Annotated in this window: 17 protein-coding genes; 3 read left to right on the top strand and 14 right to left on the bottom strand. The window is 66.0% G+C overall.

The genetic code is table 11. The features are described 5' to 3' along the window. Positions 1–178: 178 nt before the first annotated feature. From truB to AB3347_RS20780, 13 genes are all read right to left on the bottom strand, one after another. Complete coding sequence (truB, locus tag AB3347_RS20840) at positions 179–1,099, bottom strand: tRNA pseudouridine(55) synthase TruB (RefSeq protein WP_369093631.1); 921 nt, start codon at positions 1,097–1,099, stop codon at positions 179–181. Further along, a complete protein-coding gene (rbfA, locus tag AB3347_RS20835; RefSeq protein ID WP_369093630.1) occupies positions 1,096–1,503 on the bottom strand; it encodes a 30S ribosome-binding factor RbfA in 408 nt (135 codons plus the stop codon). Before rbfA ends, truB begins: the two co-directional genes overlap by 4 nt. Positions 1,504–1,616: 113 nt before the next feature. Continuing rightward, positions 1,617–4,481: a translation initiation factor IF-2 gene (infB, locus tag AB3347_RS20830; RefSeq protein ID WP_369093629.1), complete on the bottom strand. Its 2,865-nt coding sequence runs from the start codon at positions 4,479–4,481 to the stop codon at positions 1,617–1,619. A 46-nt stretch (positions 4,482–4,527) separates the two neighbouring features. Then, complete coding sequence (gene nusA, locus AB3347_RS20825; RefSeq protein WP_369093628.1) at positions 4,528–6,093, bottom strand: transcription termination factor NusA; 1,566 nt, start codon at positions 6,091–6,093, stop codon at positions 4,528–4,530. Beyond that, positions 6,090–6,578 carry a ribosome maturation factor RimP gene (gene rimP / locus AB3347_RS20820; RefSeq protein ID WP_369093627.1) on the bottom strand — a complete coding sequence of 163 codons (489 nt, stop codon included), beginning with the start codon at positions 6,576–6,578 and terminating at the stop codon, positions 6,090–6,092. Before rimP ends, nusA begins: the two co-directional genes overlap by 4 nt. A gap of 297 nt (positions 6,579–6,875) precedes the next feature. Then, complete coding sequence (rluB, locus tag AB3347_RS20815) at positions 6,876–8,813, bottom strand: 23S rRNA pseudouridine(2605) synthase RluB (RefSeq protein WP_369093626.1); 1,938 nt, start codon at positions 8,811–8,813, stop codon at positions 6,876–6,878. Then, positions 8,800–9,564, bottom strand: a complete 765-nt coding sequence (scpB, locus tag AB3347_RS20810) for an SMC-Scp complex subunit ScpB (RefSeq protein WP_369093625.1) — start codon at positions 9,562–9,564, stop codon at positions 8,800–8,802. Before scpB ends, rluB begins: the two co-directional genes overlap by 14 nt. Before the next feature lie 388 nt (positions 9,565–9,952). Beyond that, positions 9,953–10,966, bottom strand: coding sequence for a glucokinase (locus AB3347_RS20805; RefSeq protein WP_369093624.1), 1,014 nt, complete (start codon positions 10,964–10,966; stop codon positions 9,953–9,955). Positions 10,967–11,109: 143 nt separating this feature from the next. After that, positions 11,110–12,054, bottom strand: a complete 945-nt coding sequence (locus AB3347_RS20800) for a VTT domain-containing protein (RefSeq protein ID WP_369093623.1) — start codon at positions 12,052–12,054, stop codon at positions 11,110–11,112. A gap of 50 nt (positions 12,055–12,104) precedes the next feature. Continuing rightward, positions 12,105–12,536 carry a hemerythrin domain-containing protein gene (locus tag AB3347_RS20795; RefSeq protein ID WP_369093622.1) on the bottom strand — a complete coding sequence of 144 codons (432 nt, stop codon included), beginning with the start codon at positions 12,534–12,536 and terminating at the stop codon, positions 12,105–12,107. Positions 12,537–12,598: 62 nt separating this feature from the next. After that, positions 12,599–14,299: an ABC transporter ATP-binding protein gene (locus AB3347_RS20790; protein WP_369093621.1), complete on the bottom strand. Its 1,701-nt coding sequence runs from the start codon at positions 14,297–14,299 to the stop codon at positions 12,599–12,601. After that, a complete protein-coding gene (locus AB3347_RS20785; RefSeq protein WP_369093620.1) occupies positions 14,296–15,306 on the bottom strand; it encodes an ABC transporter permease in 1,011 nt (336 codons plus the stop codon). Before AB3347_RS20785 ends, AB3347_RS20790 begins: the two co-directional genes overlap by 4 nt. 8 nt (positions 15,307–15,314) lie before the next feature. Then, a complete protein-coding gene (locus AB3347_RS20780) occupies positions 15,315–16,253 on the bottom strand; it encodes an ABC transporter permease (RefSeq protein ID WP_369093619.1) in 939 nt (312 codons plus the stop codon). Positions 16,254–16,625: 372 nt separating this feature from the next. Between AB3347_RS20780 and AB3347_RS20775 the strand changes: the two genes are divergently transcribed. Then, positions 16,626–19,499: a TonB-dependent receptor gene (locus AB3347_RS20775; protein WP_369093618.1), complete on the top strand. Its 2,874-nt coding sequence runs from the start codon at positions 16,626–16,628 to the stop codon at positions 19,497–19,499. Between the two features lie 87 nt (positions 19,500–19,586). Here the strand turns inward: AB3347_RS20775 and aroG are convergent, their stop codons facing one another. Further along, the gene (gene aroG / locus AB3347_RS20770; protein WP_369093617.1) at positions 19,587–20,645 is read right to left on the bottom strand and encodes a 3-deoxy-7-phosphoheptulonate synthase AroG; all 1,059 of its coding nucleotides are present in this window, start codon (positions 20,643–20,645) and stop codon (positions 19,587–19,589) included. A 603-nt stretch (positions 20,646–21,248) separates the two neighbouring features. Here aroG and AB3347_RS20765 point away from each other — a divergent pair. Beyond that, on the top strand, positions 21,249–24,137 hold the full coding sequence (locus AB3347_RS20765) for a TonB-dependent receptor (protein ID WP_369093616.1): 2,889 nt from the start codon (positions 21,249–21,251) through the stop codon (positions 24,135–24,137). Between the two features lie 12 nt (positions 24,138–24,149). Beyond that, complete coding sequence (locus AB3347_RS20760) at positions 24,150–25,151, top strand: TonB-dependent receptor (RefSeq protein ID WP_369093736.1); 1,002 nt, start codon at positions 24,150–24,152, stop codon at positions 25,149–25,151. Positions 25,152–25,327: the final 176 nt, after the last annotated feature.

Here is a 25,327-nt window from a genome sequence, read left to right as displayed (position 1 = left end):
ATGCACATGACCGCTTACCGTAGCCCGCTACTATAGCACGCTATGTGGCTTGCTGCACCGCAGCGAGCGGGAATTTCGATGAATGCCGCCGTCGATTGTAATGGCAATGCATTGCAGGAAAATGACGGACGGTTCCCCATTGCTGCCGCGTGGCGCGGCAGCAACGGTAAGCGGGCGCTTACTGTGGCGCCGCGATCAGGCGTTCCGGCGCCAGAATCGCATATTCCTGCAGGTTGGCCGTGCCCAGCAGCTTGCCTTCGTGGTAGACCCGCACCCGGCCCAGTTGCGCCGGCACTGCGATCGCTTCCTTGCCGAGCGCCAGGCGCTGGCCGTTCAGGAAGCGCTTGGCCAATTCGGACGTGAGCTCGACCGACGGGAAGCTCGACAGCAGTGCATCGACCGGCGCCAGCAGCGACAGCGGATCGGGATGCGCTTGCAAGTTTTCCAGCGTGATCATGCGCTCGGTGGACAGCGCCCCCACCTGCACGCGGCGCAGCGCGTTCAGGTGCGCGCCGCAACCGAGCGCGGCGCCGATGTCCTCGCCCAGCACGCGCACATAGGTGCCCTTGCTGCAGGTGACCAGGATCTTCAGGTAGGGCGCGCTGTAGTCGACCAGCGACAGGGCGTGGATCGTCACCGGACGCGCTTCGCGCTCGAGCGTGATGCCTTCGCGCGCGTATTCGTACAGGGCCTTGCCGTCGCGCTTGAGCGCGGAATACATGGGCGGGACCTGGAAGATGGGGCCGCGAAAGCGCGCCAGCGCCGCTTCGACCTGTTCGCGCGTCACGTCCACGTCGCGCTGCTCGATGACCTCCCCTTCGGTGTCGCCGGTGGTGGTCATGATGCCGAGGTGGACCGTCGCCTCGTAGGTCTTGTCGGCTTCCAGCAGGTCTTGGGAGAACTTGGTCGCCTCGCCGAAGCACAGCGGCAGCAGGCCGGTGGCGAATGGGTCGAGGGTGCCGGTATGGCCGGCCTTCTTGGCATTCAGGACGCGCTTGGCCTTGAGCAGGGCGTCGTTCGAAGACAGGCCGACCGGCTTGTCGAGCAACAGCACGCCGTCGACCGGATCGCGCGGCTTCTTGGGCGGGCGGGCGTTCACTGGCTGTCCGACTCGTCGTCCTGGCCGAAATCGGCGGCGCGCACGGCGTTGGCCTGGTCGATCAGGGCCGACATGGCCAGGCCGCGCGTGGTCGAGGTGTCGTGCACGAAGTGCAGCTGCGGCAGGGTGTGGATGTGCAGGCGCTTGCCCAGCAGGTTGCGCAGGTAGCCGGCCGCTTTCGACAGGCCTTCCAGAGTCTGCTTGACCTCTTCGGGGCTGTCCTTGAGCAGGGTGAAGTAAACCTTGGCGTGGGCGTAGTCCGGGGTCAGCTTGACTTCGCTGATGGTGACCATGCCGACGCGCGGGTCCTTGAGTTCGAAGGCGATCAGTTCCGACAGGTCTTTCTGGATCTGGTCGGCGACGCGCAGGCCGCGCTGGGGGATGCTTTTGCTGTGTTTTGCCATGATGTTACTGCTCGTGTTGTTCTTGTGATGTCGGGGCGCTAAAAACAAGGGCCAGGCCCCTCGCGGCATCGCCGCGAAGCGTCCTGGCCCTCATGGTACGCCCAATGTCGAAATTACAGCGTACGCGCCACTTCGGTGACTTCGAACACTTCCAGGGTATCGCCCACCTGGATCTCGTTGTAGTTCTTCAGCGACAGACCGCACTCGAGGCCGGCACGGACTTCTTTCGCATCGTCCTTGAAGCGCTTGAGCGAGTCGATCTCGCCGGTCCACACGACGATGTTGTTGCGCAGCAGGCGAACCGAGGAGGAACGCTTGACCACGCCATCGGTGACCAGGCAACCAGCGATCGCGCCGACTTTCGACACCATGATGACCTGGCGAATTTCCACCTGGCCGGTGACGGTCTCGCGCTTCTCCGGCGCCAGCATGCCCGACAGTGCCGTCTTGATCTCGTCGATCGCATCGTAAATGATGCTGTAGTAACGGATGTCGACGCCATTGGCTTCGGCCAGCTTGCGTGCGGAAGCGTCGGCACGGGCGTTGAAGCCGATGATGACCGCTTTCGAGGCCACCGCCAGGTTGACGTCCGACTCGGTGATGCCGCCGACCGCCGCATGGACGATCTGGACGCGCACTTCCGAGGTCGACAGCTTCTGCAGCGAACCGACCAGCGCTTCCTGCGAACCCTGCACGTCGGTCTTGACGATGAGCGGCAGGTTCTTGACTTCGCCTTCGGCCATCTGGTCGAACATGTTCTCCAGCTTGGCGGCCTGCTGCTTCGCCAGTTTGACGTCGCGGAACTTACCTTGACGGAACAGGGCGATCTCGCGCGCCTTGCGCTCGTCCGCCATCACCATCACTTCTTCACCGGCGCTCGGCACTTCGGTCAGGCCCTGGATCTCGACCGGGATCGACGGGCCGGCGCTTGCCACCGGCTTGCCGTTCTCGTCCAGCATCGCACGGACGCGGCCGAACGAGGAACCGGCCAGCACGACGTCGCCGCGCTTCAGGGTACCCGACTGCACCAGGATGGTGGCGACCGGGCCGCGGCCCTTGTCGAGGCGGGCTTCGACCACCAGGCCACGGGCCGGGGCTTCGGTCGGCGCCTTCAGTTCCAGCACTTCGGCCTGCAGCAGGACTTGCTCCAGCAGATCGTCGATACCGGTACCGACCTTGGCCGACACCGGGACGAACGGCGAATCGCCGCCGTATTCTTCCGGCACCACGCCTTCGGCCACCAGTTCCTGGGTGACGCGATCGGTATTTGCGCCCGGCTTGTCGATCTTGTTGATCGCCACCACCAGCGGCACGCCGGCGGCTTTCGCGTGGGCAATCGCTTCCTTGGTCTGCGGCATCACGCCGTCGTCCGCCGCCACCACCAGGATGACGATGTCGGTGGCCTTGGCGCCGCGGGCACGCATGGCCGTGAAGGCCTCGTGACCCGGGGTGTCCAGGAAGGTGATCATGCCGCGCGGGGTGTCCACGTGGTATGCACCGATGTGCTGGGTAATGCCGCCGGCTTCGCCCGACGCCACCTTGGCGCGGCGGATGTAGTCCAGCAGCGAGGTCTTGCCGTGGTCGACGTGACCCATGACGGTCACCACCGGGGCGCGCGAGGTCGCTTCGAACTCGGCGTGCTCGCCCTGGTCGGCCAGCAGTGCTTCCGGATCGTCGACGGCGGCCGGGAAGGCCTTGTGGCCCATCTCTTCCACCAGGATCATCGCGGTTTCCTGGTCCAGCACCTGGTTGATGGTGCACATCTGGCCCAGCTTCATCAGCTGCTTGATGACTTCCGACGCCTTCACCGACATCTTGTGGGCCAGTTCGGCCACGGTGATGGTTTCCGGCACGTGGACGTCCTTGACGATCGCCTCGGTCGGCGCCTGGAAGTTCGATTCGCGGTCTTCGCCATGCGACGAACGACGTCCGCCGCTGCGACCACCGGCGCGCCAGCCGTCACGGCCGCCGCTACCCGTGCCCGGACCGCCGCGGCCCTTGTTGGCGCCGCTCGGTGCGCCGCGCTTCTTGGCGTCGTCCGACCAGGTCGAGGAGACATTCGCCGACTTGATCGACTTCTTGTCGCCCGGCTTCTTGTCGCCCGGCTTGGCTTCGCCCGGCTTCTTGTCTGCCGATGCGGCAGGCTTGTGCAGGGTACCGGCCGGCGCTGCGGGAGCAGCCGGCTTCGGCGCCGGCTCCGGCGCCTTGATGACGCGGCGCGGCTGGCTCATCATGAGCTTGATCTGGGCCACTTCGTCAGCCACGGCCTTGCGTGCGCGCTCGGTGGCGGCAGCGCGTTCGGCGGCTTCCTTGGCGGCTTCCTCGGCGCGCTTCTTGACTTCCAGGGCAGCAGCCTGGGCAGCTTCTTCGGCAGCGGCGGAGACCGGCGCGGCAGGCGCCGGAGCGCTTGCGGCGGCTTTCGCAGCTGCGGCGGCTTCGGCGGCTTCGCGCTTGGCTTTCTCGGCCGCGTCACGCTTGGCCTGTTCTTCGGCAGCCTTGGCTTGGGCAGCCTCTTCCGCTTCCAGCTTGGCCAGGCGTTCCTGCTTCTCGCGCAGGTCTGCTTCCTGGCGGGCGATCAGCTCGGTCTGGCGGCGCGCCTCTTCGTCGCGGCGCGCCTGCTCGGCGGCATCGATCACCGGGGCGGCAGCCTCGGCGGCTTTCGGCGTGACCAGGTCGTCGCGCTGCACGAAGGTGCGCTTCTTGCGGACTTCGACCTGGATGGTGCGCGATTTGCCGCTGGCGTCAGCCTGCTTGATCTCGGTGGTTTCCTTGCGGGTCACCGTGATCTTCTTCTTTTCGCCGGTTTCGGTTGCGCCGTGGGTGCGGCGCAGGTGGTTCAGCAGCTTGTCCTTATCATCTTTCGACAAGGGATCTGACGTCGAACTTTTTTCGACGCCGGCCGAGCGCAGCTGTGTCAGCAGCAGGTCTGCGGGCATCTTCAGTTCGGTGGCAAATTGGGCTACGTTGTTACTCGCCATTCAGTCCTCTTTTCTATGTGTCGCTGAGATGATAAAGATTTGCAAATTACGCCTTGGCCGTTTCTGCCAGGCTCCAGGCCTTCGCCTGCAGCGCCTTGGCGCGGTCATCGTATTTGCTGTCGACCAGCTTCATCTCTTCGTCGGTCACATCACTAAATTCATTCTTGATCAGGTCGCGGGCACGGTCCGACGGCAAGGCCAGGATGGCGCCGAATTCGTCGTAGGCGAGTGCCGCGAATGCTTCGACCGTCTTGATGCCAGCCAGGCCAAGCTTTCCGGCGGTGGTACGGTCCATGCCTTCCAGGTTCACGAGGGCTTCTTCCATCCCTTCGAGGCCCTCCTCGGAAGCGATCGCTTCGGTCACCAGTGCGTCACGGGCACGGGTGCGCAGTTCGTTGACGGTGTCTTCGTCGAACGACTCGATTTCCAGCATTTCGGAAATCGGGACATACGCGATTTCTTCAAGGCTCGAGAAGCCTTCGTCCACCAGGATATCCGCCACTTCCTGGTCCACGTCCAGCTTTTCCATGAACAGGGTACGGATGGCTGCGGTTTCCTGGGCCACCTTGTTGGCCGATTCCTCGGCCGTCATGATGTTGATCTTCCAGCCGGTCAGTTCCGAGGCCAGGCGCACGTTCTGGCCCGAACGGCCGATCGCGATCGCCAGGTTCTCTTCGTCGACCACCACATCCATGGCGTGCTTGTCTTCGTCGACCATGATCGACGAGACGTTGGCCGGCGCCAGCGCGCCGATCACGAACTGGGCCGGATCGTCCGACCACAGCACGATGTCCACGCGCTCGCCGCCCAGCTCGCCGGTCACGGCCTGCACGCGCGAACCGCGCATGCCGACGCAGGTGCCGATCGGGTCGATGCGCTTGTCCGCGGTGAACACCGCGATCTTGGCGCGCACGCCGGCGTCGCGGGCAGCCGATTTGATCTGCAGGAGGCCCTGCTCGATCTCCGGCACTTCCAGCTCGAACAGCTTCATGATGAATTCCGGCGCGGTACGCGACAGGATCACCTGCGGGCCGCGCATGTTGCGGTCCACGCGCAGGATGTAGGCGCGGACGCGGTCGCCGATACGCAGGTTCTCTTTCGGGATCATCTGGTCGCGCGGCAGGCGCGCTTCGATCTTGCCCGATTCCACGATGGCATCGCCGCGCTCCATGCGCTTGATGGTGCCGGTCACCAGCGAGTCGCCGCGCTCGAGGAAGTCTTGCAGGATCTGCTCGCGCTCGGCATCGCGCACGCGCTGCAGCACGACCTGCTTGGTGTCCTGGGCAAAGCGGCGGCCGAACTCGACCGATTCGATCGGGTCTTCGATGTATTCGTCGACTTCGATGTCCGGGATTTGTTCCACGGCTTCGAAATGCAGGATTTCCTGGTCGGGCAGCTGCAGGCCGGCGTCGTCGGGAACGACGTGCCAGCGGCGGAAGGTCTCGAATTCGCCGGTGTCGCGATCGATGCTCACGCGAATGTCGACCTCGCCTTCATAGCGCTTTTTCGTGGCTTGCGCGAGCGCGAATTCGAGCGCTCCGAAGACCACTTCCTTATCGACGTTCTTTTCGCGCGCGAGCGCATCCACCAGTAACAAAATTTCGCGACTCATGCTTTGCGACTCCTAAAATCCACCTGCGGCACCAAGCGTGCCTTGTCCAATTCGGCCAGCGTAAATTCCAACAACGCCGAACCATCTTTATTATCAAATTCCAGACCGACCTTGTCGCCCTCGACGCCGCGCAGGATACCGGTGAAGGTTTTCCGGTTCGCGGTGCCCGGCATGGCAACCCGCAGCTTCACCGTGCATTCGTGCCCGGCAAAGCGCGCAAAGTCGGCCAGGGTCCGCACCGGGCGATCGAGGCCCGGCGACGATATTTCCAGCCGTTCGTAATCCACATTTTCGACGGTCAGCACGTGCGACAACTGGTGGCTGACGGTGGCGCAGTCCTCGACCGTGATCGGGCCCTTCTCTTCCACGACGTCAGCTGGGAAATCGATGTACACGCGCAGGATTCCGCGCTCGCCCCGTTCGACGTCCACGAGTTCGTAGCCGAGGCCACTGACTGTTTTGGCGATGAGTTCAAACTGCTGCACGGCACTTCTCCAGGACTCGAAAACGATTTACCAAAAAAAAAATGGGCATCTGCCCATCTTTTTGTATTCACAACCCAACCAGATGAAAGCACTTGCACCAAAAAAATACTGGGAAGAACTTTGATTAGGCTGCACATTATACAGAAATCCCGCCTCTCTCGCAATCGCCGGGGCAAAAATGCGCTCAGCTAGCGAAAAAAGCAACAGTTGGCAGGATAGCCATACAGGGGCATGGGCTGCATTCTACGGCATTGCAGCATTGCGTGCCCGATGCCGTAGAAATTTCTCGCAAAACCCTTAACCGCGGCGGCCGCGGCGCGGAAGACCGTGGTCGGAACCGCGCGGCCCCTGGCCGCCGCGACGGCCGCCGCCGGTGCCGGCAAAGCCGAAGGTGGTCTGCAGCGGATCCGGCTGCTTCGGACGGCTGCTGCCGCCCTTGTTAGCGCCGAAGCCGCCGGCATTGTTGCCGCCGCGGCCCTTGCCGCCGGCGCCCTTGGCGCCCTGGCCCTGCGGACGACCGCCGGCAAAACCGCCCGGTCCCTGCTGGCGCGGCACGCCGGCACGCACCACCGGCGGGCCGAACGGATCGACGTTGCGGTTGGCGTCGGCGCGGTCGATGCGGTTGCCGTCCGAACGGCGCGCATCGTCGTGCTTGCCGCCCTGCCCTTTGCCGCCCTTGCCCTTGCCGGCTTCGGGAGCGCCCTTCTTCTCGACGCCGAAGGCGGCCATCAGCGCACGCACGTCGTTTTCCTGCAGCTCTTCCCAGCGGCCGCGCTTCAGGCCGGTCGGCAGGGTCATGGCGCCGTAGCGGGTACGGATCAGGCGCGAGACGGTCAGGCCGACCGCCTCGAACATGCGGCGCACCTCGCGGTTGCGGCCTTCGCCGATGACCACGCGGTACCACTTGTTGATGCCTTCGCCGCCGCCGTCCTGGACCTTCGAGAACGAGGCCAGGCCGTCGTCCAGCTCGACGCCGGCCAGCAGCTTCTGGCGCATGCCTTCTTCCAGCTCGCCCAGGGTACGCACGGCGTACTCGCGGTCGATGTTGTAGCGCGGGTGCATCAGGCGGTTGGCGAGGTCGCCGGAAGTCGTGAACAGCAGCAGGCCTTCGGTGTTGAAGTCGAGGCGGCCCACGGCCAGCCACTTGCCGGTCTTCATGGTCGGCAGCCGGTCGAACACCGACGGACGGCCTTCCGGATCGTCGTGGCTGACGATCTCGCCGGCCGGCTTGTGGTACACCAGCACGCGCGGCGGCTTGCTGTTGTTGACCCTACGCTGGATCAGCTTGCCGTTGATGCGCACCGCATCGGTCGGCAGGATGCGCTGGCCGATGTGGGCCGGCTCGCCGTTCACCGACACGCGGCCGGCGACGATCAGTTCTTCCATGTCGCGGCGCGAACCCAGGCCGGCCTCGGCCAGCACCTTGTGCAGCTTCGGCGCATCGTCGTCGGCGGTCAGGTCGCGGCGCGCCGGTTTGCTGGCGGCCTTGCCGCGACCGCCATCGTTGGCGTCGAAGTCGTCCGAGGTGACGAAGGAGAACACCGCGTCGGCTTCGTTGCCCTTGCCGCCCGGCTTGCCCGGCTGCTGTTGCTTGCCCTGCTTGCCCGGCTGCTTGCCTTGCTTGCCCTGCTGCTTGCCAGGCTGCTGGGCCTGCTGACCCTGCTGGCCACGCTTGCCCTGCTTCTGCTGGTTGCGGCCGCGGCCCTCGCGCCTGGCTTCGGCCGGCTGCTCGGCGCCCTCGTCCGCCTGGACCGGCTCGGCCGGCGCATCGGCGACGGCTGCCGCGGCCGACTCGTGCAGGCGTGCTTCGCGTTCCTGGCGCTTCTCGCGCATCTGGCGCGGGCCGCGCGGCTTGCGCTGGCCGGCGTCCGCGGCTCCGGCTGCCGGAGCGGCTGGCTGCGCTCCCGCTGCGGACGGCGCCGGATCAGCCGCAGCCGCAGGTGCAGCTGCGGCCGGCGCAGCCTTGGCGGCGCGCGGCTTGCGCGGCTTGGCGGCCGGCGCTTCGCCCTGCTCGCCTGGCGCGGCAGCGGCCGCAGGCGCCTCGGCGGCGGCCTCGGCCGGCGCTGCGGCTTTGCGGGTACGCTTCGGCTTGGCGACTGCGGCCGGCTGTTCGGCGGCGCTCACGGGCGCCGCTTCCGGTGCGGCGGCGGCGGCCGGTTTGCGGGTGCGCTTCGGTTTGGCGGCGGGGGCGCCTTCAGCCTCGACGGGCTTGTCGTTCGGTTCAGTTGGGTTCATCGTTCGTGTCTTTATTGTGCTGACCCGGCCCAGCGGCTGCCGCCGACTCATGGTCAAAATTCCGGTCAAGAATCGGGACGTCGACGGGCATGGCGTCCGTCTCGGTGTCTGTCTCGTCGGCGTTCGCTGCCTCGGCCGCGGACGCCCTCTCAAAGTTATCGTTCAGTGCCGCTTCCAGCGCTTCCAGGCTGCGGCTGTCGGGACCCTCGGCCACCGGCTGGAGCGGCGGCAGTTGCGACAGCGACGCCAGGCCGAGGTCGTCGAGGAACTGCTTGGTGGTGCCCAGCAGCGCCGGCCGCCCCACCACCTCGCGGTGGCCGACCACGTCGATCCAGCCGCGGTCCTCGAGCAGCTTGATCGTCTGCGAATTCACGGCCACGCCGCGGATTTCCTCGATGTCGCCGCGCGTCACCGGCTGGCGATAGGCGATGATCGCCAGCGTTTCCAGCGTCGCGCGCGAATACTTCGGCGGTTTCTCGGGCGACAGGCGGTCGAGATAAGGCTTCATCTCGGGCCGGCTCTGGAAGCGCCAGCCGGATGCCAGGCTGACGATCTCGATGCCGCGCCCCTGCCAGTCCTGGCGCAATTCTTCCAGCAGGATCTTGATCGTGTCGCTACCGACACCAGCATTGAGCTGGCGGCCATTCGCGTCGACCTCGGCGAAGAGCTTCTTCATGCCGTGGATCGTCATCGGCTCGCGCGCGCACAGCAAGGCGGTCTCGAGGACGCGCTTGGCCTCGTCAGTATTCATATCGCGGTGTCGTCACGCTCGAATGCAAGAATCAAATCAAAACCGATCTAGCGGATGCCAGCCACGGAGCCGACATCGGCCGCGGTGCGAAGGTGCTGCGCGCAAAACTCTGGAATCCGTGGCCCGGGGCTGGAATGCGCCGGGCTGACAAAGGTGACAGGCCTGGTGCCCGTCACGGCTGCCCGCGTGCCAGGCGGGCGACAGCTGTTGGTCTTTCGGCCCCCGGGAATCGCCTGGTGCACCAGAAGGCTGGCGCGCGGAAGGCGGGTTCGTCGGGCCTACGGGGCGGGCAAGCGCCATCGTTACTGACAACTGGCGGCCATTGTAACCGATAAAACACGGGAACGGACAAGGCGAAAGCCTGCACCGTTGCGCAGCACCTGTTTGCTCAAGCGGCGGACAGTTTTTCCGACAAGATTGCCGACACGCCCAGGAAGGCCGGGTAGTCCGCCGTGATCACGTAGGTCGGGACCTGGGCCAGGTAAGCGCTGAAGCGCCCCTTCTGCTCGAAACGGCGGCGGAACGACGAGTTGGCAAAGCGCTCGCCCAGGCGCGGCACGATGCCGCCGCCGATGTACACGCCACCCTGCGCGCCGAGGGTAATGGCCAGGTTGCCGGCGACGGTGCCGAGCATCCCGCAGAAGCTTTCCAGCACCTCGTCGCAGAGCGCGCACTCGCCGGCCAGGGCGCGGCGCGAGATCTCGGGGGCGGCCAGGTTGTCGCGACGTCCGGCGCGGTCGCTCAGGGCGCGGTAGATCAGTTCCACGCCGGCGCCCGACAGCAGGCGCTCGGCCGAGACATGCTCGAATTCGCGCCAGGCGTACTGAAGGATGGCCACTTCGGTCTCGTTGACCGGCGAGAAGCTGACGTGGCCGCCTTCGCTGCGCAGCGCGGTCCACCCCGCCGCCGACGGGATCAGGCCGGATACGCCCAGGCCGGTGCCGGCGCCCAGCAGGCCCAGCGGAGCGTCCGGCACGGGCGCGCCGCCGCCGACCTGGCGCTTGTGCTCGCCCAGGTGCGGCAGCGAACGCGCCAGCGCCGAGAAATCGTTGACGACCAGCAGGGTGTCGAAGCCGCACGCCTGGCGCAGCGCCTCGATCGAAAAGGCCCAGTGGTGATTGGTCATGCGCACCTGGTCGCCGCTGACCGGATTGGCAATGGCGATCGCGGCGTGGCGGATGCCATTGTTCAAACCGGCGACCTGGGGCAGCGCCAGATAGGCGCGCACGGCATCGGCCAGGGTCGGGTACTGCTGGCAGGACAGGACTTCGATGGCCTCGAAGCGCCCGGGCCCGCTCTCCAGCGCAAAACGGGCGTTGGTGCCGCCGATGTCGGCAAGCAGGCGCACGCCGCCGGCATGGGCGATGGAGACGGGATCGAGGCTGGAGGGGAAGGCGGTCATTGCAGCTAATTAAGGAGCGATGACCAAGCTTACTAAACTTTGTAGTACTCTTACAAGTACATTCTGTAGTTTAGGTACATCCACCTGTAGCAGCTACCCTACTCGCATCGCTTTGACGCAACACATTAAGTAGTCGAACTACCTCAGCAGCTGGCCGGCGCCAGCCCCGGGTCGGCGCCGCGCCGTGCGTTCCAGGCGTCCAGGCCGCCGCGCAGCGGGCGGGTGCGGTGGAAGCCGTTGGCGAGGAATTGCTTGGCCACCTCGGCCGCCGTCACGTCGTTCGGGCAGCTGCAATAGACGACCACGTGGCGATCCCTGTCGATGGAGGCCATCAACTGGCCCGGCTCGCAGGCGTGGAACAGCAGCGCGCCGGGAATCGCCGCGTCGAGCTGCTGGGCCGTCAGGCCGCGTGCGTCGACAATCACCGGGTCGTGGCCGCCCTCGATCAGCGCCATCAGTTCGGCGATGTCGATGCGCGGCACCGCCAGGCGGGCGCGCTGGCGGCGCCGCTCCACGTACTTGACGGCGATGAACAGGGCCAGCAGCGTGGCCAGTACCGCCAGCGCAGTGCCGCCGGCGGTCTCGAGCCAGCCGAGCAGCTCTTCGACGCTGTCGTGGAACACGATGCCGAGCAGGATGCCGGTGCCGCTCCATAGCGCCGCCCCGGCGCCCGAATAGGCGAGGAAGGCGCGGATGGGGGTGCCGATCGCGCCCGAGAGCGGCGCGGCGATGGTATTGAAACCGGGGACGAACTTCGACACCAGCAGCGACTTCGCGCCGAAGCGCCGGAAGCGGTCCTCGGTCTGGTTGACGCAGGAATCGGGCGACAGCGAGATCTTGCAGAGCAGGTGCAGGATGCGCTTGCCGTAGAAGCGTCCGGCGCGGAACCAGAACATGTCGCAGATGAGGCAGGCGCCGACCGCGGCGAGCAGGCATAGCTGCCAGCCGAGTTCGCCGTCGACCGAGAGCGCGCCGGCCACCACCAGGATCGGGAAGGCGGGTATGGGCAGGCCGAACTGCTCGACAAGCACGATGCCGAACACCATCAGCACGCCGTAGGTCTGGATTAGTTCAGCAAGTTGGCCCATCGCGTCATGGTACTGCAAAACAGCCGGGGCCACATGGCCCCCTCCCTGCTTCAGGCGGCAACTGCGGCAACTGCAGCGGCCTCGATCGCCGGGTAGAACGCGTGATCTTCGCGCTGGATCCGTTCGAACAGATGGCGCAATACCCGGTTGGCGTCCGCGCGGAAACCCTCCGGCTCGAGCGCCACCTGGCGCGCCGTATTCCACTTCGCCGCAAAGCCGAGGTAAGCCTGGGCAATGTCCTTCATTTCAGTGCGGTAGGCGCGGCTCATGTTCACCAGGCGCGCATCCGCGCATGCTTCCAGCGCCGGGTACAGGCTGCGATCCTCGACCGCGAGATGCAACTTGATGATCCCGCTGACTTCCACGATCTGCGCCGCGATCGCCGCAGCGTTGTCCGTCACGCCCGCGCGCGACAACTGGCGCAGGCGCGCAATGCTGGACAGGATGTCGATGTGCTGATGCTTGAACTTCTCGATGTTCACGATAAACCCTTTCTCTCAGGACAGGGTTTCATCTTAGCATAATATGTAATTCAAATACCTCTTTAAAACGGCCGCCCGGCTCCCGGAATCGCCGCCAGCAGGCTGCGCGTGTAGGCGTGCTGCGGATCGCGGTACAAGGCGTCCGAATCGGCCATTTCGACCACGCTGCCGTGGTGCATCACCATCACCTGGTCGGCGATGTACTTCACCACCGACAGGTCGTGCGAGATGAAGATGTAGCTCATGCCGTACTCGTCCTGCAGGTCCTGCAGCAGGTTCAGCACCTGGGCCTGGACCGACACGTCGAGCGCCGACACCGATTCGTCGCACACCAGGATCTCGGGCTTCATGGTCAGGCAACGGGCGATCGCGATGCGCTGGCGCTGGCCACCGGAGAACTCGTGCGGATAGCGGTGGAAAGCCTGCTCCGGCAGGCCCACCCGCCTGAGCAGCTCATGCGCCATGCCGATGCGCTCGGCGTCATCCGCGCCGATGCGGTGGATGCGCATCGGCTCGAGCAGGATCTGGCCCACCGTGAAGCGCGGATTCAGCGAGGCGTAGGGATTCTGGAAGATGATCTGGATGCGCCGCTTGTAGGCCTGGTAGTCGCGGTCGGACATGGCCAGCAGGTCGCGGCCGCCGAACATGGCGCTCCCCGCCGTGGCGCGGTGCAAGCGCAGCAGGGTCAGGCCGACCGTGGTCTTGCCCGAGCCGGATTCCCCCACCACCCCCAGCGTCTTGCCGCGCGCCAGGGTGAAGGAGACATCCTTGACCGCCTGGAACTCGCGTTTTTTGAACAGGCCTTCGCGCAGCCAGAAGCTCTTGGCCAGGTTACGCACTTCCAGCAGAGGCTGGTCGCCCGGTGCGGTGCCGCGGGTACGCTGGGGCAGCTGCGCATCCGGCGCGAAGCGGCCTTCCAGGTAGTCGTCGATCACCGGCAGGCGCAGCGGCCGCTCGTCCAGCTTCGGGCGGCAGTGCAGCAAGGCCCGCGTATAGGCATCCGCCGGCGCGCCGAACACCTGGGCGGCGGCGCCCTCCTCGCGCACCTCGCCATGGCGCATCACGATCACGCGGTCGGCGATCTCGCTCACCAGCCCGAGGTCGTGGGTGATGAACAGCACCGACATCCGGTGCTTCTTCTGCAGGCGCGCGATCAGGTCCATGATCTGCTTCTGGATGGTGACGTCGAGCGCGGTGGTCGGCTCGTCGGCGATCAGGAGCTGCGGTTCGCAGGCGATCGCCATCGCGATCATCACGCGCTGCTGCTGGCCGCCCGACATCTGGCTCGGGTAGGCGTCGATCTTTAGCGCGGGGTCGGGAATCCCGACCTCGGCCAGCAACTCCAGCGTGCGGGCGCGCGCCTGCTTCGCATTCATGCCCATGTGCCGGCGCAGCACCTCGCCGACCTGGAAGCCGACCGTGAACACCGGGTTCAGCGAGGACATCGGCTCCTGGAAGATCATGGCGATGTCCTTGCCGCACAGCCTGCGCCGTTCCGCCAGGGGCAGCGCCAGCAGCTCGCGGCCGTCGAAGCGCGCGCTGGAGCCCGGATCGACGATGGTGGTGTCGGGCGGCAGCAGTCCCATCACCGCCAGCGAGCTGACCGACTTGCCGCTGCCGGACTCGCCCACCAGCGCCACGGTGCTGTTGCGCGGCACGTCGAAGGAAACCCCCTTGACGGCTTCGACCGTGTTCTTCTTGTCGACGCGGAAGGAGATGCGCAAATCGCGCACCTGCAGCAGAGGGGTCGGGTCGGTCGTCATTTGAGCTTCGGATCGAGGGCGTCGCGCAAGGCGTCCGCAAACAGCGAAAAGGCGGTCACCAGCAGCGCCATCGCGCTGGCCGCGGCGGCCAGCTGCCACCACTTGCCGAGGATGAGTTCATTCTGCGCCTCGTTCAGCATGCTGCCCCAGGACACCACGCCGACCGGCACGCCGAAGCCCAGGAAGGACAGGATCACCTCGGCCTTGATGAAGCCGACCACCAGGATCGACATCTGCACCAGGGCCACGTGCGAGACGTTCGGCAGGATGTGGCCGAACATGCGGCGCCACGGCGAGGCGCCGATGGCGTCGGCCGCCATCACGTATTCGCGCGCCTTGTGCTTGATGTACTCGGCGCGCATCAGGCGGTAGGGGCCGGTCCAGCCGGTCAGGCCCAGGATCAGGACGATCGTCGCTATCCCCTTCTGCTGCAGCACCGCGGCCACGGTCAGGATCATCAGGATCGACGGAATCGAGGTGAAGATGCTGTAGAACCAGTTGAACAGGTCGTCGACCAGGCCGCCGTAGAAGCCCGACAGCGCGCCGAACAGGGTGCCCAGCGCCACCGCGACGAAGGCCGCCACCAGGCCCACCACGATCGAGGTCTCGCCGCCCTTGATGGTCTTCTTGACGATGTCGTGGCCCCACTTGTCGGCCCCGAAAGGCAACGTGGTCGCCTTGGCGACCGGCGGATGGCTGGCGCGCACCTGCGCCTTCAGTTCGGCCAGGTCGGCGGCCAGCGGGTCGAAGGCGTTCGGCGGCGTCTCGCGCGGCAGCTGGGCCGCGGCCAGCGCGCGCGCGCCGGCATCGGCGCCGATGAAGCCGGGCGGCGCGTAGTTGACCGCCACCTCGTCTTCCCAGTCGGCGGCGATCAGGCCGGCGCCGGACAGGATCACCATCAGCAGGAAGCCGGCCACCACCGCCAGCGCGGCCATGGCGATGCGGTCGGCGCGCAGGCGGCGCCAGGCCAGCGCCCACAGGCCGGGCGACTGCAGTTGCGTGCTCATTCCATCCCTCATGTCAGTTGCACCCGCGGATCCACTGCCTGGTACAGCAGGTCGGCCAGCAGGTTGAACAGCATGGTCGCGGCCGCGACGTAAACCGTGATCGCCTTGATCACCGGGAAGTCGCTGCGCTCCACGGCCAGGATGACTTCGCGTCCGATGCCCGGGATGCCGAAGAAGCGCTCGAGCAGGAAGGCGCCGATGAGCAGGGCCGGCAGGTTCGCCATCACGTGGGTGATGATCGGGATCGCGGCATTGCGCAGCACGTGCACCCAGACCACGCGCCGCTCGCTCAGGCCCTTGGCGCGCGCGGTGCGCACGTAGTCCTGGTTCACTTCGTCGAGCACAAAACTACGATACAAGCGCAAGGTCGGCGCAATCGATACTGCGAGGCCGATGATGATGGGCAGCAGCGCGTAGCGCAGCAGGTTCTCGCCCAGGCCGTTGCCCCAGCCCTGCACCGGGAACAGTCCCAGCTTGTAGGCGAACACGTACTGGAACACGATGATGTAGACCAGGATCGAGATCGACATCCCGACCGTGCAGGCCACCATCACCGCGCGGTCGGTCAGCGAGCCGCGGACAAAGGCGATGGCGAGCGCCAGCGCGATGCCGAGCACGGTTTCGAGGATGGTGAGCGGCACCAGCACGGTCAGGGACGGTCCCAGGCGGCTGGCGATGATGTGCGACACCGGCTCGCCGGTGCTCCAGGCATTGCCGAAGTCGAAAGTGAGGATCTGCTGGATGAAGATCCACAGCTGGCTTGGCCACGGCTGGTCGGTGCCGAGCTGGCGCCGGATGTTCTCGATGGCCGCGGTATCGGCCATCTTCCCCGCCAGCAGGTAGGCCGGATCCCCGCCGACCCAGTTGAACAGCACGAACACCAGCACCACGACCCCGAGCATGGTCGGCAACATCTGCCACAGCCGGCGGACGATAAAGCTAAGCATGGAACTCCTGAAGTGTGGCGGGCCGAAGGGCGTAACGATAGCGCATATTCTGCCGGGTTGACAGCCTGCCATGCCGCTGCGCTTCCATTCCTTTTTATTGCCACGCCATAACCCTAAATGGGCATTTTGTAAAGACGTGCGCAACACAGTTGTTTTTTTCTCTTGTAAAGACGATTCGATTGACAACGTATGTACGTCAATGTTTTTATTGCCCCGCAGGAAAAGATGCCGGAAATACATTTTCACGGCAATGTCATCGAAACCCTCCGCGGCCGAGGTCAGAACAAAAGCCGAGGAGCTTTACCCGGGATACTCGACATGATGGTTGAAACAGTATTGTCGCGCTCAGTGCGATTGATGTTTGCGGGGGGCATGGTCGTTGCCGCTTCCGCCTATGCGCAGGACGCGCAACAGGGGCAAGCTGCCGCCACCGAAGGCCAGCAACTGCAGCGCGTGGAAGTGACCGGTTCGCGCATCGCGACCGCCAACCTCGAAAGCGTGAGTCCGGTGACCGTGGTGGGCGCCAAGGACATCAAACTGGAAGGCACGCGTTCGGTGGAGAACCTGCTGAACAACCTGCCGCAGGTCTTTGCCGACCAGGGCGGTTCGATCTCGAACGGCTCCTCCGGCACCGCGACCGTCAACCTGCGCAACTTCGGCGCCGACCGCACCCTGGTGCTGGTCAACGGCCGCCGCCTGCCGGCCGGCTCGCCGCGCAATACCGCGGCCGACCTGAACCAGATCCCGGCAGCGCTGATCAAGCGCGTCGAGGTGCTGACCGGCGGCGCATCGGCCATCTATGGCTCGGATGCGGTCGCGGGTGTCGTCAACTTCATCATGAACGACAATTTCCAGGGCGTGCAACTGGAAACCAACTACGCGTTCTACAACCACCAGCAGAACGGCGGTCCGGTCGCCGATGCCGTCAAGCGCCGCAATTTCCCGCTGCCGGACGACAAGGGCGCCGACGGCAAGGTCAAGGATGCCAACCTGCTGCTGGGCGGTAATTTCGCCGACGGCCGCGGCAATGCGGTCGCCTTCTTCGGCTACAAGAAAGAGGATCCGCTGCTGCAGTCCGAGCGCGATTTCACCTCCTGCTCGCTGGACGGCTTCAGCTCGGGCAACACCTTCAACTGCGGCGGTTCGGGTACCAGCTTCCCCGGCCGCTTCTTTACCGCCGCCGGCCAGCGCACCGTGGCCGACGCCAACGGCAATACCCGTCCCTACGTGGCCGCCACCGACCAGTACAACTTCGGCCCGCTGAACTATTTCCGCCGTCCGTCCGAGCGCTATACCTTCAGCAGCTTCACCCACTACGACATCAACGAGCAGGCCCGCCTGTACACCGAGGCCAGCTTCCACGACGACCATACCGTGGCCCAGATCGCGCCGTCCGGCCTGTTCGGCTTCGACGCCTCCGGCGCCAATGCGATCCGCTACGAGAACCCGTTCCTGACCCCGGCCTGGCGCCGCGACCTCGGCCTGACCGCCCCCGGCCAGACCGCCGACGCCCTGATCTTCCGCCGCAACGTGGAAGGCGGCGGCCGCCAGGACGACCAGCGCCACACCTCCTACCGCGGCGTGATCGGTGTCAAGGGCGATATCGGCAACTGGACCTATGACGCGTTCGCGCAGGCGGGCAAGGTGCTGTACTCGGAAACCTACTTCAACGACTTCTCGAACGTGCGCATCGGCCGCGCACTGAACGTCGTCACCGGCGCCAACGGCCAGCCGGTATGCCAGAGCGTGGTCGACGGCACCGACCCGAACTGCGTCCCGTACAACATCTGGTCGCTGGGCAAGGTATCGCCGGAAGCCTTGAAATATCTGCAAACCCCGGGCTTCCAGAAAGGCAGCACCTCGCAAACCGTGCAGGGCCTGAACCTGTCGACCGACCTGGGCGAATACGGCATCAAGCTGCCGACCACGTCGCGCGGCGTCGGCCTGGCGCTGGGTTGGGAACACCGCACCGAGAAACTGTCCCTGGATACCGACACTGCCTACCAGACCGGCGACCTGGCCGGCCAGGGCGGCCCGACCTTCGGCGTCAGTGGCCAGTTCAGCGTGCGCGACTACTACGCGGAAGCCCGCATTCCAGTGCTGGAAAAGCTGCCCTTCGCCGATCAGCTGACCATGACTGCGTCCTACCGCCGCTCGGACTACTCGACCGGCCAGAAGACCAACTCGTATGGTTTCGGCGCCGAATGGGCGCCGGTGCAGGCCGCCAAGGTGCGCTTCGCCTACCAGCGCGCCGCCCGCGCCGCCAACGTGGTCGAACTGTTCACCGCAAGCGGCCTGGGCCTGTTCGGCATGGCGAGCGATCCTTGTGCAGGCGCCAAGCCGACCGCCACCCTGGCCCAGTGCCAGCGCACCGGGGTGACCGCGGCCCAGTACGGCACCATCGAAGACAGCCCGGCCCAGCAGTACAACGCCATCTTCGGCGGCAATACCAAGCTGGCGCCGGAGAAATCGGATTCGTACACGCTGGGCCTGGTGCTGACGCCGATGCGCAACCTGAGCCTGACCATCGACGCCTTCGACATGAAAGTCGAAGGCACGATCGGCGGCATGCCGGCGTCGACGACGCTGACGCAGTGCCTCCAGACCGGCGATCCGAAGTTCTGCTCGCTGATCACCCGTGACCGCCTGGGTTCGCTGTGGGCGCTGCCGACCGCGAACATCATCGCGACCAACCAGAACCTGGGCATGCGTTCCACCCGCGGCCTCGACCTGGGCGCCAACTACAGCATGAAGCTGGGCGCCTACGGCGGCCTCGACCTGTCGTACATCGGCACCGTGCTGGACGAGTTCAAGTCCGAAGACTTCCCGGGTTCGGGCGAGTACGACTGCGCCGGCCTGCACGGCACCACCTGCGGCACGCCGCTGCCGAAGTACCGCCACAAGATCCGCGCGGTCTGGGGCACGCCATGGCGCGGCCTGGAACTCGGCGTTACCTGGCGCCACATCAACGCGGTCAAGCTCGATGCCACCAGCAGCAACCCCTTGCTGAACGCCGAGTTCGAGCCGGCTGACGAACGCCTGGCTTCGCGCGACTACCTGGACCTGGTGGGCCAGTGGGCGTTCCACAAGAACCTGACCCTGCGCATGGGCATGAACAATGCGCTGGACAAGGATCCGCCGGTGACCGGTGTCGTGGCCGCGGTGTTCGGCAACGGCAATACCTACCCGCAGGTGTATGACGCCATGGGCCGTCATATCTTCCTGAACCTGACCGCCAAGTTCTGATACGGCGGCGTGAATGAAAACGGCGCACCTGCGGGTGCGCCGTTTTTTTATTCCCGCCTCATGCCGGGAGAAAGCGGGCGCAGGCCCTTACTCCTGCCGCACACGGCGCTGCTTCACCGCCGCCGCCAGCCCCTCCAGCACCCCGATGCTGGTCTCCCAATCGATGCACCCGTCCGTCACCGACTGGCCGTAGACCAGCTCCTTGCCCGGCACCAGGTCCTGCCTGCCGCCCACCAGGTGCGACTCGATCATCACGCCGACGATGCGGTCGTCGCCCGCCGCGATCTGGCCCGCGATGTCGGCGCAGACCGGCACCTGGTTCTGCGGGTTCTTGCTGCTGTTGGCGTGCGATGCGTCGATCATCAGGCGGCTGGCCAGGCCGTTGGCCGCCAGCTGGCGGCAGGCCTCGTCCACGCTGGCCGCGTCATAGTTCGGCGCCTTGCCGCCGCGCAGGATGATGTGGCAGTCCTCGTTGCCGGCGGTCGAGACGATCGCCGAATGGCCGCCCTTGGTTACGGACAGGAAGTGGTGCGGCTGCGAGGCCGCCTTGATCGCATCGGCGGCGATCTTGATGTTGCCGTCGGTGCCGTTCTTGAAGCCGACCGGACAGGACAGGCCCGAGGCCAGCTCGCGGTGCACCTGCGATTCGGTGGTGCGCGCCCCGATCGCGCCCCAGCTGATCAAATCGGCGATGTACTGCGGGCTGATCACGTCGAGGAACTCGGTGCCGGCCGGCAGGCCCAGCTCATTGATGTCGCGCAGCAGTTCGCGCGCCATGCGCAGGCCGTCGTTGATGCGGAAGCTGTTGTCCATGTACGGGTCGTTGATCATGCCTTTCCAGCCGACCGTGGTGCGCGGCTTCTCGAAATACACGCGCATCACGATCTCGAGCTCGCCGGCAAAACGCTGGCGCAGCGGGGCCAGGCGGCGCGCGTACTCGAGCGCGGCCTTCGGGTCGTGGATCGAGCACGGGCCGACCACCACCATCACGCGGTCATCCTGGCCGTGCAGGATGCGGTGCAGCGCGACCCGCGCTTCCGCCGCGGTCTGCTCTGCCGCCGGGGTCACCGGGAACTCGCGGATCAGGTGCGCGGGCGGCGTCAGTTCCTTCATTTCGCGGATGCGTAAATCGTCTGTGCGAGGCATGCTGTACTCCGTGTTGTTTGGCTGGGGCTGAAAACGAAAAAACCGCCATCGCTGGCGGTTTGTCTGGATTTGCGTCGGACTGTTCTTGAATCTCGCGTGAACCTGCCGCTACTCCACCGCCAAGGGGCTGGAATGGCTAAAGTAAAAATAGCAGGTAAAGAAAACGTGCTGGCGCATGAGAAGTCCGGGGCGGTCCGGAGACCTTGTTCGCCTGACTATAACGCCATTATGTAACCGTTGGCAAGCCTTTTCCGGGCCATCGGCCCGGGCGCCGGCCCCGGCAAACCGCCGCAGGCGTGGCCGGCGGCGCATCGGCGGACGCGCATGGTTGCGCCCTGCCCTCCGCGCCGGCCAGCACATCACGCCGGTTGCTGCGGCAGGATTTGGCAACCGGTTGCGGGAACCCCACAACTGTTCCCGACCTTTCCGCACACCTTGACCGCGATCAGTCGACGTTCACCCAGCAATGCAAAAGTTGCACCAAGCCCCTGGCTGCTCCGCGCCGATATTGCATTCTCTTAAGAAAAGTCTTTAAGTCATTTGACTGTCGTCAATAAAACGTGCGGATGCTGCGGGAACCAACCCAACCACTGGAGTCCGGACATGACTGAAACCCTGCTCTCGCGCGCCCTGCGGCGCATTTTCGCCGGCGGCGGCGCCGCCGGCCTGATGTCGGTCAGCTATATGTCGGTCGGCGTCGCCGTGGTCGCGGCGCCTTCCGCACTGATGGCGCAGGAAGTCGCGCCGAAACCCATCGCCCGCGTCGAAATCACCGGTTCGAACATCCGCCGCGCCCAGGCCGAGACCGCCTCGTCGGTGCTGACGGTGAACCGCGCCGACATCGAGCGTTCCGGCAAGACCTCCGTCGCCGAACTGCTGCAGACGCTCGCCGTGGACAACCAGGGCTCGGTGCCGGTCAACTTCGGCAGCGGCTTCGCCGCCGGCGCGTCCGGCATTTCGCTGCGCGGCCTCGGCACCGCATCGACCCTGGTGCTGCTCAACGGCCGCCGCATGGCGCCCTACGGCCTGGCCGACGACGGCCAGAAGGTGTTCTCCGATCTCAACGTCATCCCGTCCGACGCCGTCGAGCGGGTCGAGATCCTCAAGGACGGCGCCTCCGCCATCTACGGTTCCGATGCGATTGCCGGGGTGGTCAACATCATCCTGCGGCGCGACTTCCAGGGCACCACGGCGCGCGCCATGGTCGGCACCGCCGAGGCCGGCGACGGCCAGCACCAGAACGTCGCGCTCACCTGGGGCAGGGGCGACCTCGACGCCGACCGCTACAACGTGCTGCTGAACTTCGAATACAAGCGGACCGACGCGATCTGGAACCGCGAGCGCGGCAACCGCGACTACATCGGCAAGGCCGACCTGCGCCCCTGGGGCTTCTCGGCCCAGGAAGCGCTGGGCGGCACCGGCGCCATCACCGGCAACAACGCATCCGGCAACGCCATCAACGGCAACGTGCGCAATCCCGCCACGCTCGATTACTACAACCGCGGCAACCCGGCCGGGGTCGGCTTCACCCGGCAGTTCCCGAATGCCGCATGCAGCAACTTTACCAACCATCCGCAGGGCGACCCGGGCGGCGGCTGCCTGGTCGACGCCGCCTTCCTGTACAGCCAGATCCAGCCCAGGACCGAATACGTCTCGCTGTTCGGGCGCGGCACCGCCATGGTCCGCCCGGGTCTGGAGGCTTATGCCGAGCTCAACTTGTACAGCAACCTGACCCGGTCGTCCGCGACGCCGTCCTCGGTCAGCGCCTCGGTCGGCTATCCCGGGGGGCCGGTCAGTAACGCCGGCGCGCAGTTCGGCCCCACCCACCCCGACAACCCCTACTTCGGCACCGCGGCGCGCCTGCGCTACCTGGCGGCCGACGTCGGGCCGCGCCGTTCGGACATCGACTCGACCTTCACGCGCGCCCTGCTCGGCCTCAAGGGCAGCAACTACGGATGGGAGTGGGATACCTCGCTGCTCTTTTCGCAAAGCAAGGTGAACAACGAACGCACCGGCTACCTCGCACGCGACGCCACCTTCGCCCTGCTCGACCCGAGCCCGACCAACGTGGCCGCCGCGATCGCCAACAACCCGGCTTACCGCGCCCTGCCGCCCGGCACCTACTGGCGCATCGCCGAGAACGCCGGACTGAATTCGCCGGCCGTGTACGCCGCCCTGTCGCCGACGATCAGCAACGACGCCCGTACCAAGATCGCCCAGGTCGACTTCAAGGCCACGCGCGAATTCGGCAAGCTGCCCGGCGGGCCGCTCGGGGTCGCCGTGGGCGCCGAGTTCCGCCACGAGTCGGCCGAGCTGCAGCCCACTTCCGGCACCGAACGCGGCAACATCATCGGCCTCGGCTATTCGGCCTACGACGGCCAGCGCAACGTGACCGCCCTGTACGGCGAAGTGCTGGCGCCGGTGTGGCCCGGCGTCGAACTGACCGGCGCCATGCGCTACGACCATTTCACCGACGTCGGCAACGCCTGGACGCCGAAGGCCGGCATCAAGTGGACGCCGGTGCGCAACTTCGCCTTGCGCTCGACCTTCGCGCGCGGCTTCCGCGCACCGAGCCCGGCCGAGAACGGCGTCGGCGGCCTGGCGGCGTTCTCGACCGCCGCCGATCCGCTGCGCTGCGGCCTGGGCGTGCAAGCGGCCTGCAACCCCGCTTCGATCGCCATCATCACCTCGCCCAACCCGGCCCTGAGCCCGGAACGCTCGAAGAGCTGGAACGTCGGCGTGATCTGGGATCCGCTGCCGCGCACGAGCATCTCGGTCGACTTCTGGCAGATCAAGCGCAAGAACGAGATCAACCAGCAGCCGATCGACGCCGCCATCGCCGCCGGCAGCGTGTCGCGTGACCCGAGCACCGCGGTGCCGACCATCCCGGGCGACCCCGGCGCCATCACCGCGGTGCTGGCCCGCTACGTCAACTCGGCCAGCACCAAGGTGCGCGGCATCGACCTCGATGCACGCCAGAGCTTCGCGCTGCCCAGCGGCTACGGCAACCTGGTGTTCGACGCGAAGTACACCTACCTCGACAAGTGGGAGCGTACCGAACGGGACGGCACCAGTGTCGACTATGCCGGCACCCACGGCAACTGCGACGTGACCAACTGCGTCGGCACGCCCGACCACAAGCTCAACCTGCGTGCCAGCTGGGAGCGCAGCAACTGGCGCGTGTCGCTCAACGCGAACTACCGCGGGCCCATCGAAAACAGGCTGTTCAAGGACGATCCCGACTGCGCCACCCACTTCGCCAACGGCAACGATGCCCCGGCCGATTGCGAACTGGCCTCGTTCACGACCGTCGACCTGGTGTTCCGCTGGAAGCCGCAGCAGCGCTGGGAAGTCTTCGGCTCGATCCAGAACCTGTTCGACAAGAAGGCCCCGCTCGATCCGCTGACCTACGGCGCGGTGTCGTACAACCCGCTCGACTACTACGGCGCGATCGGCCGCTTCGCCACCCTGGGAGCGCGCTACACCTTCTGAAGCCGGCGGCGGCTGCCTGAGGCAGGGCGCGCATACCGCGTCCTGCCCGGGCGCCGCTGCGCGCCATCCACCTCAAACGGAGCCCAAGATGACCGAAACCCTCCTGTCCCGGACCATGGTTTCCGCGCCCCGACCCTGTTCGACCTGTACGGCCCGCAGTCCACCACCAACAGCTCGGACACCTACAACGACCCGGTGCTGTGTCCGAACGGCGTGCCGGCGCCCGGCGCCAACCCGAACGTGGCCTGCGGCCAGCAGCAACTGGTGCGCGGCGGCGGCAACCCCAATCTGTCGCCGGAGCGCTCGCGCACCTACAGCGCCGGCATCGTGTTCGAACCCATCAAGAACCTCACCCTGTCGGCCGACTACTGGAACATCCGTCTCAAGGACCAGATCAACTCGCTGGCCGAGCAGACCATCTTCGGCAACTACGCGAAATACCGCAAGCTGTTCGCCTACGAACCGGCCGGCACCACTCTGCAGTACGTGCTGGCCATCACCGACAACCTGGGCGAGGTGAAAACGCGCGGCCTCGACCTGTCGCTGGCCTACCGCATGCCGAACACCCTTCTCGGCAACTTCAGCGTCAACCTGGACGGCACCTACGTCAACAAGTACGACTACCAGAACGAGCCCGGCGGGCCCTTCACCGAAAACGCCGGTCGCTACGCCGACGCCACCGCGGTCTTCCGCTGGCGCCACAACCTGCTGTTCACCCTGAACCGCGGCGACTGGAGCTTCAACCTGAGCAACCGCTACATGTCGCACTACACCGACCAGAACACGGCGGTGGCGCCCGAGTTCTTCAACAAGGTCGGCCATTATTCGACCTGGTCGATCGCGGCCATCTATACGGGCAACAAGAAGGCCGAGCTCACCGCGGGCATCAAGAACCTGTTCGACGAGGAGCCGCCTTTCACCAACCAGGTCACCAACTTCCAGCTGGGCTACGATCCGCGCTACACCGATCCGCTCGGCTTCACGGTGTATGCGCGCGTGACCTACCGCTTCTGACAAGGGCGTGCCTTGCCAGGTAATGGACGAAAAAAAACCGGCCGCCAGGCCTAATGCCGTTCAGTTAAGGTAGCTTCTTGACCTTTCGAACGGCATAGCGCTTCGGCGCTGCCTTGACGGCCCGGTCGCATTTGCGGCCGGGCCGTTCGTCTTTCAGGAGGCTGACCAGCCTTTCC

The sequence above is a fragment of the Massilia sp. X63 genome (genome assembly GCF_041023745.1).
Lineage (GTDB): Bacteria > Pseudomonadota > Gammaproteobacteria > Burkholderiales > Burkholderiaceae_D > Telluria.
Note: the sequence above shows the minus strand (reverse complement) of the source record. Positions and strands in the feature narration are given on the sequence as shown.

What these genes read in the sequence shown, in the direction of transcription:
- rbfA (WP_369093630.1), bottom strand. Translation starts at nt 1,503, where the DNA reads ATGGCAAAACACAGCAAAAGCATCCCCCAGCGCGGCCTGCGCGTCGCC.
- infB (WP_369093629.1), bottom strand. Translation starts at nt 4,481, where the DNA reads ATGGCGAGTAACAACGTAGCCCAATTTGCCACCGAACTGAAGATGCCC.
- nusA (WP_369093628.1), bottom strand. Translation starts at nt 6,093, where the DNA reads ATGAGTCGCGAAATTTTGTTACTGGTGGATGCGCTCGCGCGCGAAAAG.
- rluB (WP_369093626.1), bottom strand. Translation starts at nt 8,813, where the DNA reads ATGAACCCAACTGAACCGAACGACAAGCCCGTCGAGGCTGAAGGCGCC.
- scpB (WP_369093625.1), bottom strand. Translation starts at nt 9,564, where the DNA reads ATGAATACTGACGAGGCCAAGCGCGTCCTCGAGACCGCCTTGCTGTGC.
- AB3347_RS20805 (WP_369093624.1), bottom strand. Translation starts at nt 10,966, where the DNA reads ATGACCGCCTTCCCCTCCAGCCTCGATCCCGTCTCCATCGCCCATGCC.
- AB3347_RS20800 (WP_369093623.1), bottom strand. Translation starts at nt 12,054, where the DNA reads ATGGGCCAACTTGCTGAACTAATCCAGACCTACGGCGTGCTGATGGTG.
- AB3347_RS20790 (WP_369093621.1), bottom strand. Translation starts at nt 14,299, where the DNA reads ATGACGACCGACCCGACCCCTCTGCTGCAGGTGCGCGATTTGCGCATC.
- AB3347_RS20785 (WP_369093620.1), bottom strand. Translation starts at nt 15,306, where the DNA reads ATGAGCACGCAACTGCAGTCGCCCGGCCTGTGGGCGCTGGCCTGGCGC.
- AB3347_RS20780 (WP_369093619.1), bottom strand. Translation starts at nt 16,253, where the DNA reads ATGCTTAGCTTTATCGTCCGCCGGCTGTGGCAGATGTTGCCGACCATG.
- AB3347_RS20775 (WP_369093618.1), top strand. Translation starts at nt 16,626, where the DNA reads ATGGTCGTTGCCGCTTCCGCCTATGCGCAGGACGCGCAACAGGGGCAA.
- aroG (WP_369093617.1), bottom strand. Translation starts at nt 20,645, where the DNA reads ATGCCTCGCACAGACGATTTACGCATCCGCGAAATGAAGGAACTGACG.
- AB3347_RS20765 (WP_369093616.1), top strand. Translation starts at nt 21,249, where the DNA reads ATGACTGAAACCCTGCTCTCGCGCGCCCTGCGGCGCATTTTCGCCGGC.